Origin of the sequence: Streptococcus sp. KHUD_010, from assembly GCF_040207525.1 — a bacterium.
GTDB classification, from domain to species: Bacteria; Bacillota; Bacilli; order Lactobacillales; family Streptococcaceae; genus Streptococcus; species Streptococcus hominis.
In genome coordinates this window covers 414,948-430,104 of sequence record NZ_CP157941.1, presented here as the reverse complement: position 1 = coordinate 430,104, position 15,157 = coordinate 414,948, and the positions used below count along the sequence as shown (strand labels likewise).

The following is a 15,157-nucleotide window of genomic DNA, read 5'->3' as shown; positions in this document are numbered from 1 at the left end:
ATTATAATACAGAATCAGGTTGTTTGTCCAGCATACGAAGGAATGGATACCAGATAAATCCAACAATCACCATATCCACTAACTGAAGGACACCACCTAAAATGGAATTGGTTGCTAGCATTCCGCTAAAGAATACGGGTACCGTCCAAGGAACTGCCACTCCTGTTGGAGCTGGAACAATTCCTACTGCCATCACAGTATAGTTAAACGCAGTCACAACAATCGGTGCTAAAACCCATGGAATCAGAATAGTCGCATTCAAAACGATTGGCAAGCCAAAGATAACTGGTTCATTGACATTGAATAGCCCCGCACCAAGAGCAAGTCGTCCAACGTCCTTATACATTTTCTTTTTCAGAATAAAAGCCATAATGATAACTACAGCTAGCGTCATCCCAGAACCACCTAAACCAACAGTAAATGTTTCCATAAATGATTTGGAAATAATGTGTGGCAAATGCTTGCCAGCCTGATAAGCCTCTAAGTTATCCAACATCAATGTATTCCAAATTGGATCCATGACAGAATTAACAAGAATTTGTCCATGAAGTCCAAAGAACCATAAAAATTGAACAAAGAAGATTGCCACTAAAGTTGCCCAGATACTACTTCCCAAGCCAACTAGCGGCGTTTGAATAACCTTATAAATAATATCATGAAGATTTGCATTGAAAAATCCTGTCAAACCAGCATTGACAAACAAGAATATGGAAAGAGTCAATACGGCAGGAATCAAAGCCGCAAACGACTTGGCTACTGCAGGCGGAACGCTGTCTGGCATTTTAATCTGCCAACCTTTTTTCGTTGCCCAGCAGTAGATTTCCGCTGCCAAAAATGCAACCAGCATGCCAAGGAACATCCCTTTAGCCCCTAAACGGTCTAAACTCAATACGCCTGAAATTTTTTCACCTTTTTCTGACATGGTATAAAAAGGTGTCAAGAGAAGAAAACTAGAAAAGGAAACGGCTCCTCCAAAGATTCCCTCTACATCATAAGATTTTGATAAATAATAGCCAATACCAAACGTTACAAACACTGTCATAATAGACATTGTTGCACTTTGACCGCTACCAAACAGATTAGATAAAGTTGCTTTCGTTGCATCATTAAAAAATGGCAAATTATTAAATACTACTACGATTGAGCCAAACATCGTTAATGGAAAGGAGAGCATAAAAGCATCCCGTAAAACAGCCAAATAACGATTGGAAGCGAGCTTGTTTGCCAATGGCAACAACTTATCACCGATTTGATCTAGAAACTTGTTCATCAATCTTCCCTCTTTTTCTTTTTTTGATACTCTAACTATACTATATTTTTTGTAAAATGTCTATACTTTTTTAATAAAAGATTGACTTTTTTTCTAAAAAGTATAGAATTATATTATAGAGAATTTTTTAAAGGAGAAAATATATGACATTTCTAACATTTCCAAAGGGATTTTTCTGGGGGACTGCTTCCAGCGGTCCGCAAACAGAAGGGCGTTTTGAGGGGGACGGAAAGGGAGAGAATATCTGGGACTATTGGTACGATAAAGAGCCCGAAAAATTCTTCAATCATATTGGCCCAGATAAAGCTTCTTATAATTATCAGTATTACAAAGAAGATGTGCAATTGATGAAAGCAACAGGGCATAATTCTTTCCGCACTTCTATCCAATGGAGTCGCCTAATCCCTGAAGGCGTTGGCGCTGTTAATCCCAAAGCTGTAGATTTTTACAACTCATTCATTGATGAACTGATTGCAAATGGTATTGAGCCATTTATCAACTTGTACCATTTTGACATGCCAATGACACTGCAAGAAAAAGGCGGTTGGCTCAATCGGGAAACGGTTGATGCTTATGTAAATTTCGCAAAAACCTGCTTTGAGTTATTTGGAGACCGTGTCAAATATTGGTTTACCCATAACGAGCCGATTGTCCCTGTTGAAGGTGGCTACCTCTATAACTTCCATTATCCTAACGAAGTCAACATGAAACACGCTGTTCAAGTGGCTTTTCATGAAATGCTCGCCAGTAGCTTAGCTGTCAAAGCCTATCATGAAAACCAAGACGGAAAAATCGGGATCATCCTTAACTTAACTCCAAGCTATCCGCGTGATGAAAACAATCCCGAAGATGTCAAAGCTGCTCAGATTGCGGATGCTTTCTTTAACCGCTCTTTCTTAGATCCTGCTATCAAGGGCGAATATCCGGCTGACTTGATTGCCCTTATTAAGGAATTAGACATGGTGCCAGAACACACAAGTAAGGATTTGCAGACTATTAAAGAAAACACCATTGATTTGCTTGGTGTCAATTATTACCAGCCACGTCGGATTAAAGCAAAAGAAAATCCTGCCGGTAAAGATCCGCAGAATCCTATGCCAGATGATTTCTTTGACTACTACGATATGCCGAATAAAAAAATGAACCCTTATCGCGGTTGGGAAATCTATGAAAAAGGGATTTACGATATTATGATTAACGTTCGTGATAACTACGGTAATATTCCTTGCTACATCTCAGAAAATGGTATGGGCGTTGAAGGTGAGGAGCGCTATATCAATGCCAATGGTCAAATCGAGGACGATTACCGTATTTACTTTATCAAAGATCATCTCCGTTACCTTCATCAAGCGATTAACGAAGGAGCTAACTGCCTTGGTTATCATCTCTGGACCTGTATGGACAATTGGTCCTGGTGCAATGCCTATAAAAATCGCTATGGACTTATTGCCGTTGACCTAGACCAACAAGGTAAACGAACGATTAAAAAATCGGGTTATTTCTTTAAAGAACTGTCTGACAAAAACGGTTTTGAAGATTGAATTTAGCAAAACTCCCCAAGGGTTCCGATACCTTGGGGAGTTTGAGTTATCTTAAAAATAAACCTATAACATGTAACTAGTTTGCACAAATGTTATAAGTTTATTCTTAGGAGGTTTAGCAATAAATTATTTTTCTTCTAGCTTTTTATATAATTCAAGCATTTCTAATGCCACTTCACGTAATGTCATCGTTGTCATCAAATGGTCTTGTGCATGAACCATGATAATCTCGATCTTAATCTCAACACCACTTGCATAATCTTGCAACAATTTCGTTTGTGCGTGATGCGCTTCAACCAACTCTGTATTCGCAGCTTCCAATTTTTGAGAGGCTTCATCGTAGTGACCAAGACGCATCGCTGCAAATGCTTCGTGTACTGTTGCACGCGCCGTTCCACTATGAAGAATGATTTCAAACGCTGCTACTTGTAATTCTTCTGTATTCATAAAACCCTCTTTATAGATTGTCCGTTACAACTTTGGCTAAGGCTGCGACCCCTGTTGGGATAGGCACATAGGCTTGAGGCGGAATTTGAACAACTGGGCGTCCAACTCTTTCACCGAGGTCAGCAAATTGTTTGAAATACATTCTTGTTTGAGGACTAATTAAATAAAGATCAAACGCTGCAGATTCAATCACTTTATTTCCTTCTGTTGCACCAATTGCTTCAACGGTAATGTCTTGTCCTTGACCTTGAAGGTATTCAGTTGTCTTTTTTGCCATAAGAGAGGAAGACATCCCTGCCGCACAGATAATTAACGCTTTTGCCATGAAAATTCTCCTTAAAATATTGTATATTAGGTAATTTTTTATTAACGAATTGCCTATCATTGATATTAGTATAGCACAGTTTTCGTTAAATGTCTAGTCTTTTATATATAAAGATTATACTTTTTTCGAAAAATTTAATAACAAAAAACTCTTTCCGGTCAAATTTTGACTAGAAAGAGTCCCTATTGCAATTTATCGTTTGTCATTTCCTTTACGCATATTCTGCGTCTTCATCAAATTGACTATTGTAAAGATCAGCATAGAAGCCGTTTTGTTCCATCAATTGTTCATGATTGCCTTGTTCAATGATATTGCCATCTCGCATAACCAAAATTAAGTCAGCATTACGAATCGTTGACAAACGGTGAGCAATGACAAAGGAAGTCCGTCCTTCCATTAGTTTATCCATCGCTTTTTGAATCAGCTCTTCCGTCCGTGTATCAACAGATGAAGTCGCTTCGTCCAAGATAAGCAATGGAGCATCCTTAAGAAGGGCACGCGCAATGGTTAGCAATTGCTTTTGCCCAACAGAGAGGCTCACAGTATCGTCCAGCACCGTATCATATCCTTTTGGCAAAGTCTTAATGAAGTGATGAACCCCAACAGCTTTGGCAGCTGCCACAACTGCTTCGTCAGAAATATTTTTCTGATTGTAAATCAAATTTTCCTTAATCGTTCCCTCAAATAACCAAGTGTCTTGAAGAACCATGGAGAAGGCATCATGTACCTCGGAGCGTTTCATTTGCTTCGTATCAATACCATCAATCGTAATCCGCCCTTTCTCAATCTCATAGAATTTCATCAGCAAATTGACAATCGTCGTCTTCCCAGCACCGGTCGGGCCGACAATGGCAATTTTTTGCCCTGCTTTTGCATTGGCAGAAAAATCATGAATAATCGTTCGATCTGGATTGTAACCAAAGAATACCTTATCAAAGGCAACATCTCCTTTTAAGGTCGTGAGTTGTTGCGCCTTGTGCTCATCGTTTTCCATTTCAGGCTCTGCTAAAAATTCAAACACGCGTCCCATAGCAGCGCTAGCTTGTTGAAGAGTGGTAATCCCTTGCGCAATTTGTGACAACGGTTGAGAGAAAGTCCGTACATACACCATAAAGGCAACAATCGTTCCCATAGTGACATCGCCATTCAAGGCCATGCTCGCTCCAACCAAAACAACCATAACGTAACCGAAGTTCCCTACAAACATCATAAGCGGCATCATAATCCCTGAAATAAATTGGGATTTCCACATGCTGTTGTAAAGATTCGTATTGAGCGTTTGAAAGGCTGCTTTGGATTCGTCTGCGGCATTGTAGCTGACAATGACATTATGCCCAGAGTACATTTCTTCCACATAGCCATTGACGCTGGCAAGATTTTCTTGTTGTGCTCGGAAGAATCGTTGAGATTTTCCCATAATCAAAGCAACAAAGACAAAGCCAATCAAGACTGATCCAATCGTTACAAAGGAGAGAACGACATTATTGTAAAACATCATAAAGAGAACCGCAACGAGAAGCAAACTTGATGAAATCACCGTTCCTAAACTTTGGTTCAGAGATTGTCCAACAGTATCCACGTCATTGGTGACCCGTGAAAGAGTGTCCCCTTGGGAATGGCTGTCAAAATAGCGCAGAGGCAATTTATTGATTTTTTCAGCAATAGCAGTCCGCAAACGCTTGGAGAAATGCTGAATCACTGAAGAGATGATAAAGGATTGAGTATAATTTAATAAAGCCCCTACTGCATATAAAATTGCTAAGAAAAGAGCAATGTTGGAGATTGCTTTCAAATCAATCTGACTTCGCATGCCTTCTGTGATGAGATTGGTAATTTCTTTTAATTTGTCCGGTCCATAAACTGTAATAATACTAGATAGTGCCGCTCCCACAAATGCAATGAGCAATGGAAGCTGAAAACCTTTGAGATAAGGTTTCACTTGGCTAAATAAAGACGATTTTTTATTTTCCATTTTCCAATTCCTCCTTTGATAATTGTGAGTAAGCAATTTCTTGGTAAACATCGTTTGTTGCTAGCAATTCTTTATGAGTACCCTGACCGACTACTTTTCCTTTATCCAGTACCAAAATCTGATCAGCATCCATAATCGTTGATATCCGCTGCGCCACAATCAATCTGGTTGTGTCCTTCACTTTTTTCGCTAATTCTTCCCGCAAAATGCGGTCTGTCTTATAGTCTAGCGCTGAAAATGAATCATCAAAAATCAAAATTTCAGGCTTGCGAGCAAGCGCACGCGCAATTGCCAAACGTTGCTTTTGCCCACCAGAGAAATTCGTACCGCTTTGTGCAACTTCAGATTGCAAACCGTCTTCTTTTTCTTCAACAAATGATTTCGCTTGTGCCAAGTCCAATGCAGACCACATTTTTTCATCATCCAATGGACTTTCATTGCTTTGTCCAAAGTCCAAATTACTCTTTATATCACCAGAGAAGAGGACAGCTTTTTGTGGAATGTAGCCAACTTTATTATGCAAATCTTCTAGCTGATAATCTTTGACGTTTACGCCGTCTACTAAAATTCTTCCTTCTGTCACATCATAAAAACGAGGAATTAAGCTAATTAGAGTAGATTTCCCAGAACCGGTTGAACCAATGAAAGCTACGGTTTCACCTGCTTTTGCTGTAAAGCTGACATGCTCAATGACAGCCTCAGAGTTTTTAGCATAGCGGAAAGACACATTGTCAAATACCACTTCCCCTTTGACATCTTTCGCTATTTTTGGCTCTGTTGGAGACTCAATCGTTGAATATAAATCAAGCACTTCATTGATCCGTCCAGCAGACACCAAGGTACGAGGTAGAATGATAAAAAGAGCCCCCATAAGCATGAAGCCTATCACCACTTGCATGGCATAAGACATAAAGACGACCATATCACTAAAGATAGGCAAGCGCTCTGGTAAGGCTGCGTCTTGAATCAAGTAAGCCCCAATCCAATAAATCGCCAAAGTCAAGCCGCTCGAAATCCCCATCATAATTGGATTTAAAATCGCCATGAGACGACTGACAAAGAGATTCAAACGAGTCACTTCATCATTAGCTCCTGCAAACTTGTCATCTTGATAGTCTTCAGCGTTATAAGCCCGAACAACACGAATCCCTGTTAGACTTTCACGCGTAATACTATTTAACTTATCAGTCAACCGTTGAATAACGGATTGCTTTGGAAAGGCCAGCGTCATCAGAACTGTTGTCATGATAATATTCACAATAACCGCCACAATAACCGCCCAGAGCCAGTATTCTGATTTCCCAATGATTTTCGTAATCGCCCAAATCGCCATGATTGGCCCACGCGTCACAACTTGCAAGCCCATTGTAATCATAAGTTGAATTTGCGTAAGATCATTGGTTGTCCGGGTCAAAAGACTCGGAATAGAGAATCGCTTAATCTCAGCGTCTGAATAATCCAGCACACGATTGAAAATATCTGACCGCAAACTCGTTGTAAAGCTAGCCGCCAATCTAGCCGCAATAAAGCCAACTGTCACAGCACTAAGAAAGCTCGCAAAAGACAGCCCAATCATTTTCAAACCTGGATTCCACAAATCAGAAACTACTGTCCCCCTCATCTGTAGGAGTTCCGTAATTTTTGAAATATAAGTTGGAACCTCTAATTCCAAATAAACTGTTAAACAAGTAAACAAGATACTGATGACAATCATCCCTACTTCTTTGACAGTTAAACGTTTAAACAATTTAACCATTCGTTTCTCCTTTTTCTAATTTTTCAATATTCTGGTAAAATTTCCCCATCACTTGAAAAAAAGTAACCAAATCTTCTTCTGAAATATCTGTCAATAGGCAACGATCCATTTCATCAAAAAAATCACGAATTTTATTCATGCGCTCCTTTGATTCCGGCGTTAAACGAATAATCTTAGCGCGTTTATCGGTCTCACTTACTTCCAGATAAATCAAGCCATTCTTCACCATTCGCTTCATTAAATTACTGGCAACGGACTTAGTAATGCCCAACTCCTGCTCAATATCTTTAATAAAGGTCATCTTATCACAGTCTTCGCGGTGATTCACAAAATGCAATACTTGCCCCTGCGGACCCGCCATAAATTCAATCCCTCGCTCTTTGGCAATTTTTTGAATCATCAGATGTGTCTTCCGTCCAAATCGCTTGAATTCTAATAATGGTTTTTCCATTTGATTTCCTTTCAAATAGTTCGCTAGAGAACCAATTGGTTTCCATGAGAACTATTCTACTATAATTCAAACGAATGTCAAGAAAAAAGTTCCTATAAGAACTATTTTTTGACCAATTAAAAACCCAGTACTATAAAAGCTGAGTTTTCAGGTCATTAAATCAAAATCCCTTCCAAATGATCCAGTTCATGCTGGCAGATTTGTGCAGGAAAATCTTTCAAAGTCAGCGTTTGCTTTCGCCAATGTTGATCCAAATATTCAACTGTAATTTCCTTATAACGAGTTGTCAAGCGACTCCCCGCAAGTGATAAACAGGACTCTTCCGCTCGGTAAGGAGATGACTTCCTTTTCAAAATAGGATTGAACATGATAACAGGAATCACGTCGTACATCAATATAATGATGCGTTTTTGAACTCCAATCATATTGGCTGCCATTCCGACACACTTATCTTGGTTCGCTCTTAAGGTATCGAACAAATCTTGCCCAATTCCGACATCTTCTTTGCTTGCTGGTTGTGCTTTCTGCTGCAAAACCAACATATCTTTTACAATTGGTTTAATCATTTTCTTCCTTATATCAAAAAAAGAGCAAGCTTATTCAATATTCACTCACTTGCTCTCAATTACTCAATTATCCTTTGTTTTTTTCGCTGACTTTTTTAGCTAAGACAAAGTTTCCAAGTGTCGCTGACCCATTTCCTGCAACCGCTGGCGTTACAATGTAATCACGTACATCTGGAACAGGCAAATAACCATTCAACAAAACTGTGAACTTTTCACGAACGCGATCCAACATGTGCTGTTGCGCCATAACACCTCCACCAAAGACAATCACATCAGGGCGGAATGTCACCGTTGCTTGAATTGCTGCTTGCGCAATGTAGTAGGCTTGAATATCCCAAACAGAGCTGTTTAGTTCAATATTTTCACCTCGAATGCCTGTCCGGGCCTCTAAACTAGGTCCAGCAGCTAATCCCTCTAAACAGCCATTATGGAATGGACACACTCCATTAAATTCTTTTTCTACATCCATTGGATGTTTTGCAACATAGTAATGCCCCATTTCTGGATGACCCATTCCACCGATGAATTCTCCACGCTGAATGGCACCAGCACCGATTCCTGTTCCAATAGTATAATAGACCAAATTTTCAATTCGTCCGCCTGCATTATTTCGCGCCACCACTTCACCATAAGCAGAGCTATTGACATCTGTCGTAAAGTAAATCGGCACATTTAAAGCACGCCGCAAAGCTCCCACAATATCAACATTTGCCCAATGTGGTTTAGGTGTCGTCGTGATAAAACCATACGTTTTTGAATTAGGGTCAATATCAATCGGTCCAAAAGAACCAACTGCAAGACCGGCTAAATTCTCAAAACGAGAGAAAAATGCAATCGTCTTATCCAACGTTTCAATCGGTGTGGTCGTTGGAAATTGTGTTTTCTCAACTACTTCAAATTTTTCATCCCCAACTGCACACACAAATTTTGTACCACCAGCTTCTAGGCTTCCATACAATTTTGTCATTTCAAAACCTCTTTTTATTTTGTTTTCTTCTCTATTCATTATAGCATATCTTCGTATGACTTCTGAGTAAAAATCTTACTTTTTCTTCTCTTTTTCAAAGAAAAGGGAGTGGGAAAGAACCGGAAAGAGTTCGTTTCCCACTCCTGCACAGTTGATTGACAACTTTGAGACATGAAACGAGCAAAGAAAAGAATCAACCGCTGTGTTAATGTGTTTTGTTAACTAAAAGTGAAGAAGAGAGTGGGACAGAAATCAATCATTCGAAGAATGTGATTTCGTCGTCCCACCTCCGCACAGTTGGTTAGGATAGCCGCTATCATCGGTATAGCAAGGGATAAGGATATCCAACCAACCACTGCGTCTTGCAAGCTAAACTATAAAATATATGAGGCTGGGAACTTTTGTCCCAACCTCCTCTTATCACATGATACGGTTAGGCTTTCAACTCAATCACAGCATCACCTTTAGCCACTGTACCCTCTGCAACAGGAGTGACAGAAGCATAATCAGCTGTATTGGTAACAATCACCATAGTTGTGTCATCAAGACCAGTAGCTGCGATTTTAGCAGTGTCAAATGTTCCAAGAACATCGCCAGCTTTCACCTTATCACCTTGAGCAACTTTTTGATCAAATCCGTCACCGTTCATAGAAACTGTGTCAATACCTACGTGAATCAAGATTTCAGCACCATTTGCCGTTTTCAAGCCGTAAGCGTGACCAGTTGCAAATGCAATTGTCACTTCTGCATCCGCAGGAGCATACACAACACCTTCACTAGGTTTTACCGCAACTCCTTGTCCCATAGCACCGCTAGAGAATACTGGGTCATTGACATCTTTCAAGTCAACCACTTGACCAACGATTGGAGAAACAATTGTTTCATCAGAAAGGACTGGAGCAGCTGCTTCATTAGCTTCTACTACTTCTTTTGCTTCAGTCACTTCTTCTTCAGCATCTTTGTAACCAAATGCGTAAGTCAAACCAAATCCAAGACCAGTAGTTACAAGTACCATGAAGATATATTGAAGAACTTGCCCATTCAGATAGAGAAGTGTACCTGGGATAATAGTAATACCAAATCCAGTACCAGCAAGTCCAAGAATAGAAGCTAACCAACCACCAGCAGCACCGGCAACAAGACCAAGTACAAATGGTTTACCATAACGTAAGTTTACCCCGAAAATAGCTGGTTCAGTAATTCCAAGACCTGCAGAGAGAGCAGCTGGGAATGCAAGAGCTTTTAGTTTTTTAGATTTTGTTTTTACACCAACTGCAAGAGTTGCACCCGCTTGGGCAGTCATAGCAGCCGTGATGATTGCATTAAAGGCATCTTTCCCTTCGCTTGCAATCAATTGCGCTTCTAGTAAGTTGAAGATATGGTGAACACCGGTTACCACGATAAGCTGATGCACACCACCAAGGATGAGACCTGCTAAGCCAAACGGCAAGGCAAGAATAGCTTTTGTCGCAGCAAGAATAACATTTTCAAGCGAGTGGAAGATCGGACCAATGACAAAGAGTCCAAGAACTGACATCACAAGGAAGGTCAAGAATGGCACAACGAGCAAATCAAGCACATCTGGAATTTTCTTATGCAACCATTTTTCAAGTTTCGCACCAAGTAGTCCAATGAAGAAGGCTGGCAATACTGAGTTTTGATAACCAACTACCGGAATGAAACCAAAGAACATGATTGGCTTTGCAGCACCAGAAGCTACATCCCATGCATTTGGAAGAGCTGTATTGACCAACATCAAACCAAGTACAATACCAATAACTGGATTACCACCGAATACACGGAAGGCTGACCAAGAAATCAAAGCTGGGAAGAAGGCAAAGGCTGTATCTGTCAACACAACTGTGTAAGTATAGAAGTCTGACGCAGCAAAGGCTTTTGAAGTTGTTCCAAATAACCCAAGAATCGTATCGTTATTAATCGCACCACGAATCCCCATGAAGAGACCTGTTGCTACGATTGCTGGCAGGATTGGCACAAATACGTCACCAAATGTACGAACAGCACGTTGGAACCAATTTCCCTTTTTAGCCGCTTCCGCTTTTTGTTCACCAGTTGAAGACGTAGGCAAACCAAGCGCTACCACTTCATCATAGATTTTATTCACTGTACCAGTACCAAAAATAATTTGATATTGGCCTGAGTTAAAGAAAGCTCCTTGAACCTTTTCAAGATTCTCAACTCTATCTTTATCAATCTTAGCTTCATCTTTGACCATGACACGCAGACGGGTCGCACAGTGAGCAACACTACTTACATTGTCACGTCCGCCAATGGCCTCAATGACTGCTTTTGCAATGTCCTTATTTTCCATTTGCATCTCCTTATTGAAAATAATTAAAATTTATGAAAGCGATTTAATCGCTCCTACGACTATTATTTTAACATGATTTCAAAATATGTCAAGCGTTTTGCAGAAATTTAATTTTTTTCTATTAAAAAGTTGATTTTTTCAGAGAAAACGTTTACTATATAAGTAAGAAAATTATCTCGGAGGACAAAAGATTGGCTTGGACTACTGAACAACGTTACAAACGCTATGAACAATGGACTGAAAACGAAATCCAACAGATAAAAAATAAAATCGCTACGTCGCCTTGGCGTGCTACCTACCACGTAGAGCCTGATACGGGACTGCTGAATGACCCAAATGGTTTTTCCTATTTTGACGGAAAATGGATTGCCTTCTATCAAAATTTTCCATTTGGTGCAACTCATGGGCTCAAGTCTTGGGTACAGCTTGAAAGTGATGACCTCGTACACTTCACAGAAACCGGTGTTCGTGTTCTGCCAGATACCCCATTAGACAGTCACGGTGCTTACTCTGGCTCTGCCATGCAGTTTGACGACAAACTTTTCCTATTCTATACTGGGAATGTCCGTGATGAGAATTGGGTTCGTCACCCTTACCAAATCGGTGCTTTGCTGGACAAAGACGGACATATTCAAAAACTAAACAAAGTATTGATTGAACAACCTAAGGATACTACAGATCATTTTCGTGATCCTCAGATTTTTAACTACCACGGACAATTTTATGCCATTGTTGGGGGACAAAACCTTGACAAAAAAGGCTATATCAAGCTTTATAAAGCGGTTGACAATGACTATACAAACTGGGAAGAAGTCGGTAATTTAGACTTTGAAAATGATAACACTGCCTACATGATGGAGTGCCCAAATCTTGTCTTTATTGATGAGAAGCCTGTTTTGCTCTACTGTCCTCAAGGTTTATCAAAAGAAATTGTCCCTTATGACAATATTTATCCAAATATGTATAAAATAGGTCAATCGTTTGACATAAAGAAAGCAACAATTATTAAACCTAGTCCTCTGCAAAATTTAGATTATGGATTTGATTGCTATGCCACCCAAGCTTTCAATGCCCCAGATGGCCGTGCCTTAGCTGTCAGCTGGCTGGGGTTGCCAGATATTGCCTATCCATCTGATCGTTTCGACCACCAAGGAACATTCTCTTTGGTCAAAGAATTAACCCTAAAAGACGGTAAACTCTATCAATACCCTGTCCTAGCTATCACATCCTTACGCACAGATAATATCCAAACGTTTGCTAATCAAGCGCAGACAACGAACTGCTATGAATTAGAACTAGAATTTACAGCTGATTCACAAGCTGAAATCGTCCTCTTTGCAGATCAAGAGCATAAGGGGTTACGCATTTGCTTTGACATCAAAAATGGTCAAGTAACAGTTGACCGTAGTCAAGCCGGTGAGCAATACGCTCTTGAATTTGGTACCGTTCGTAGTTGTACGATTGAAAACCAAGCTACAACTGCTACTATCTTCATTGATAAGTCAGTTTTTGAAATTTTTATTAACAAAGGAGAAAAAGTATTTTCAGGCCGCGTTTTCCCTCATGAAAATCAAAACGGTATTTTTATCAGCGAGGGAAATCCAACTGGAACTTACTATGAGTTAGATTATGGTCGCGAAGTTAACTGATGTTGCAAAAATTGCTGGGGTCAGCCCAACCACTGTGTCTCGTGTAATTAACAAAAAAGGCTACCTCTCAGAAAAAACGATTACAAAAGTTAATGAGGCCATGCGCGAGTTGGGATACAAGCCCAATAATCTCGCTCGTAGCTTACAAGGAAAATCCGCTAAACTGATTGGATTGATTTTCCCAAATATCAGTCACATTTTTTATGCCGAACTCATTGACAAATTAGAGCATGAGTTATTCAAAAGAGGCTACAAGACAATCATCTGCAATAGCGAGCACAATTCAAGTAAGGAAAAAGAGTATCTGGAGATGCTAGAAGCCAATCAAGTGGATGGCATTATCTCAGGCAGCCACAACTTAGGCATCTCTGATTATGACCGTGTAACAGCTCCCATTATCTCTTTTGACCGCAACTTATCCCCTTCCATTCCTGTTGTATCTTCGGACAACTATGCTGGTGGTGTCTTGGCTGCAGAAACCTTGGTCAAATCCGGTGCCCAAAATATCATTATGATTACCGGAAATGATAATTCAAACTCCCCGACAGGTCTCCGCCATGCAGGTTTTGCTTCCATTCTACCTGATGCACCAATTATCAATGTATCAAGTGACTTCTCTCCTATTCGCAAAGAAATGGAAATCAAAAATATTTTAAAACATAGAAAACCTGATGCCATTTTTGCTTCAGATGATTTGACAGCCATTTTAATCATGAAAGTCGCTCAAGAATTGGAAATCAAAATTCCAGAGGAGCTAAAAGTCATTGGCTACGACGGAACTTATTTTGTAGAAAACTACTATCCCCAACTAGCCACTATACAGCAACCATTGAAAGATATAGCTTGTTTACTGGTAGATTTGTTGCTTCGAAAAATTGCTGGTGAAGAAGTTGTGACAACCGGCTACTTTCTTCCCGTCCACCTCTCTTCAGGAAAGAGTATTTAATACTGTGAGATAGTTAAACCCCCACTTAAGTATTGAGAAATCTTAAGTGGGGTTTAGTGTTTATTCGTTGTTCTTATATTTTATCTGCCAGAAGCACATCATCAATAGCCTGTGCACAGCCACCGTGATCGTTATCTGCCACAATAATATCTGCCTAACCTTTGATATTCTCATTGGCATTTCCCATAGCAACACCAAAACCTGCTTCGCGAATCATGCTTTCATCATTGTCAGCATCCCCAACAGCAATGATTTGCTCCATAGGAAGATTCAATTTTTGAGCAAAGTGAGCTAAACCTTGCCCATTTTCAACTCCTTGCGCTGTTAGTTCAAGGCCACTTACTTCAGCTTTTATCATTGTTATTTTTTCAGACAATAAAGTTTCATAAGATTGATCTCGATCCCTTGCCGTAAAGTGATAAATATTGATTTTGTCAAAATGTTCTCTTTCCTTCACTAACAAATCGTAAATATTATCCACCAAGATAGCTGTTTTATCATAAAGTTCAGTATAGATTTCCATATAGTAGTTAGCAATATTCTCAAAATGTGATTTTTGAAGATAGCCTTGTCTGTCAATCATACAAACCAGCATCAAATCTTGAGCTTCTGCTATCGTCTTCACCTTATCCACTGCTAAAGCAGGCAAGGTTTGCTTGGCTAAAACGCATTTGGCCTCCAAATCATAAATCAATGCACCACTTGCAAGAATAGCATAGCGAATCCCGTGCAAATCATCTCCATAAGGAATCACTTCTGACAAAGAACGTCCTGTTGAAAGCACAACTTGTTTACCAGCATCTTGAGCTATCCCAATCGCTTCAACGCTGCTTTTTGCAATTGTTTTTTTACTAGTCAAAAGTGTTCCATCCATATCAAACGCAATCAATTGATACATTCCATTACTCCTCTTTTCTATCATATCTAGTATAGTA

General features: G+C 39.8%; 12 protein-coding genes and 1 pseudogene. 3 read left to right on the top strand and 10 right to left on the bottom strand.

The window, feature by feature from the left end; all coding sequences use genetic code 11:
* Position 1: 1 nt before the first annotated feature.
* Positions 2–1,270, bottom strand: coding sequence for a PTS cellobiose transporter subunit IIC (celB, locus tag ABKA15_RS02095; RefSeq protein WP_003039647.1), 1,269 nt, complete (start codon positions 1,268–1,270; stop codon positions 2–4).
* A 143-nt stretch (positions 1,271–1,413) separates the two neighbouring features.
* On the opposite strand from celB, the gene ABKA15_RS02090 reads away from it, so the two are divergent.
* On the top strand, positions 1,414–2,811 hold the full coding sequence (locus ABKA15_RS02090; RefSeq protein ID WP_049514144.1) for a glycoside hydrolase family 1 protein: 1,398 nt from the start codon (positions 1,414–1,416) through the stop codon (positions 2,809–2,811).
* 126 nt (positions 2,812–2,937) lie between these two features.
* Here ABKA15_RS02090 and ABKA15_RS02085 read toward each other — a convergent pair whose 3' ends face one another.
* The 8 genes from ABKA15_RS02085 to ABKA15_RS02050 all read right to left on the bottom strand — a co-directional run bounded on the left by ABKA15_RS02085 (position 2,938) and on the right by ABKA15_RS02050 (position 11,627).
* Entirely contained in the window at positions 2,938–3,258 is a 321-nt protein-coding gene (locus ABKA15_RS02085; RefSeq protein WP_021002019.1) for a PTS cellobiose transporter subunit IIA, read from the bottom strand.
* Between the two features lie 10 nt (positions 3,259–3,268).
* Positions 3,269–3,583 carry a PTS cellobiose transporter subunit IIB gene (locus ABKA15_RS02080; RefSeq protein ID WP_022525145.1) on the bottom strand — a complete coding sequence of 105 codons (315 nt, stop codon included), beginning with the start codon at positions 3,581–3,583 and terminating at the stop codon, positions 3,269–3,271.
* Between the two features lie 211 nt (positions 3,584–3,794).
* Entirely contained in the window at positions 3,795–5,555 is a 1,761-nt protein-coding gene (locus tag ABKA15_RS02075; RefSeq protein ID WP_106388169.1) for an ABC transporter ATP-binding protein, read from the bottom strand.
* Positions 5,545–7,311 carry an ABC transporter ATP-binding protein gene (locus ABKA15_RS02070; RefSeq protein ID WP_049514148.1) on the bottom strand — a complete coding sequence of 589 codons (1,767 nt, stop codon included), beginning with the start codon at positions 7,309–7,311 and terminating at the stop codon, positions 5,545–5,547. Before ABKA15_RS02070 ends, ABKA15_RS02075 begins: the two co-directional genes overlap by 11 nt.
* Positions 7,304–7,762, bottom strand: coding sequence for a MarR family winged helix-turn-helix transcriptional regulator (locus ABKA15_RS02065; RefSeq protein WP_003039423.1), 459 nt, complete (start codon positions 7,760–7,762; stop codon positions 7,304–7,306). The genes ABKA15_RS02070 and ABKA15_RS02065 overlap by 8 nt, the downstream gene beginning before the upstream one ends.
* Positions 7,763–7,917: 155 nt before the next feature.
* The gene (locus tag ABKA15_RS02060) at positions 7,918–8,328 is read right to left on the bottom strand and encodes a peptide deformylase (protein ID WP_003026163.1); all 411 of its coding nucleotides are present in this window, start codon (positions 8,326–8,328) and stop codon (positions 7,918–7,920) included.
* Between the two features lie 67 nt (positions 8,329–8,395).
* Positions 8,396–9,295: a fructokinase ScrK gene (scrK, locus tag ABKA15_RS02055; RefSeq protein ID WP_186832676.1), complete on the bottom strand. Its 900-nt coding sequence runs from the start codon at positions 9,293–9,295 to the stop codon at positions 8,396–8,398.
* A 433-nt stretch (positions 9,296–9,728) separates the two neighbouring features.
* A complete protein-coding gene (locus ABKA15_RS02050; protein ID WP_264341001.1) occupies positions 9,729–11,627 on the bottom strand; it encodes a sucrose-specific PTS transporter subunit IIBC in 1,899 nt (632 codons plus the stop codon).
* Positions 11,628–11,818: 191 nt separating this feature from the next.
* Here ABKA15_RS02050 and ABKA15_RS02045 point away from each other — a divergent pair, with 191 nt between their 5' ends.
* The gene (locus ABKA15_RS02045) at positions 11,819–13,276 is read left to right on the top strand and encodes a sucrose-6-phosphate hydrolase (RefSeq protein WP_186832678.1); all 1,458 of its coding nucleotides are present in this window, start codon (positions 11,819–11,821) and stop codon (positions 13,274–13,276) included.
* Complete coding sequence (locus tag ABKA15_RS02040; RefSeq protein WP_117644842.1) at positions 13,257–14,222, top strand: LacI family DNA-binding transcriptional regulator; 966 nt, start codon at positions 13,257–13,259, stop codon at positions 14,220–14,222. The genes ABKA15_RS02045 and ABKA15_RS02040 overlap by 20 nt, the downstream gene beginning before the upstream one ends.
* A gap of 73 nt (positions 14,223–14,295) precedes the next feature.
* Here the strand turns inward: ABKA15_RS02040 and ABKA15_RS02035 are convergent.
* A pseudogene (locus ABKA15_RS02035) lies at positions 14,296–15,120 on the bottom strand (Cof-type HAD-IIB family hydrolase).
* Between the last annotated feature and the right edge of the window lie 37 nt (positions 15,121–15,157).

Bases quoted from the DNA above. Each gene is read 5' to 3' on its own strand.
- ABKA15_RS02040 (WP_117644842.1), top strand. From the start codon at position 13,257: ATGGTCGCGAAGTTAACTGATGTTGCAAAAATTGCTGGGGTCAGCCCA.
- scrK (WP_186832676.1), bottom strand. From the start codon at position 9,295: ATGACAAAATTGTATGGAAGCCTAGAAGCTGGTGGTACAAAATTTGTG.
- celB (WP_003039647.1), bottom strand. From the start codon at position 1,270: ATGAACAAGTTTCTAGATCAAATCGGTGATAAGTTGTTGCCATTGGCA.
- ABKA15_RS02050 (WP_264341001.1), bottom strand. From the start codon at position 11,627: ATGGAAAATAAGGACATTGCAAAAGCAGTCATTGAGGCCATTGGCGGA.
- ABKA15_RS02080 (WP_022525145.1), bottom strand. From the start codon at position 3,583: ATGGCAAAAGCGTTAATTATCTGTGCGGCAGGGATGTCTTCCTCTCTT.
- ABKA15_RS02075 (WP_106388169.1), bottom strand. From the start codon at position 5,555: ATGGAAAATAAAAAATCGTCTTTATTTAGCCAAGTGAAACCTTATCTC.
- ABKA15_RS02085 (WP_021002019.1), bottom strand. From the start codon at position 3,258: ATGAATACAGAAGAATTACAAGTAGCAGCGTTTGAAATCATTCTTCAT.
- ABKA15_RS02090 (WP_049514144.1), top strand. From the start codon at position 1,414: ATGACATTTCTAACATTTCCAAAGGGATTTTTCTGGGGGACTGCTTCC.
- ABKA15_RS02070 (WP_049514148.1), bottom strand. From the start codon at position 7,311: ATGGTTAAATTGTTTAAACGTTTAACTGTCAAAGAAGTAGGGATGATT.
- ABKA15_RS02060 (WP_003026163.1), bottom strand. From the start codon at position 8,328: ATGATTAAACCAATTGTAAAAGATATGTTGGTTTTGCAGCAGAAAGCA.
- ABKA15_RS02065 (WP_003039423.1), bottom strand. From the start codon at position 7,762: ATGGAAAAACCATTATTAGAATTCAAGCGATTTGGACGGAAGACACAT.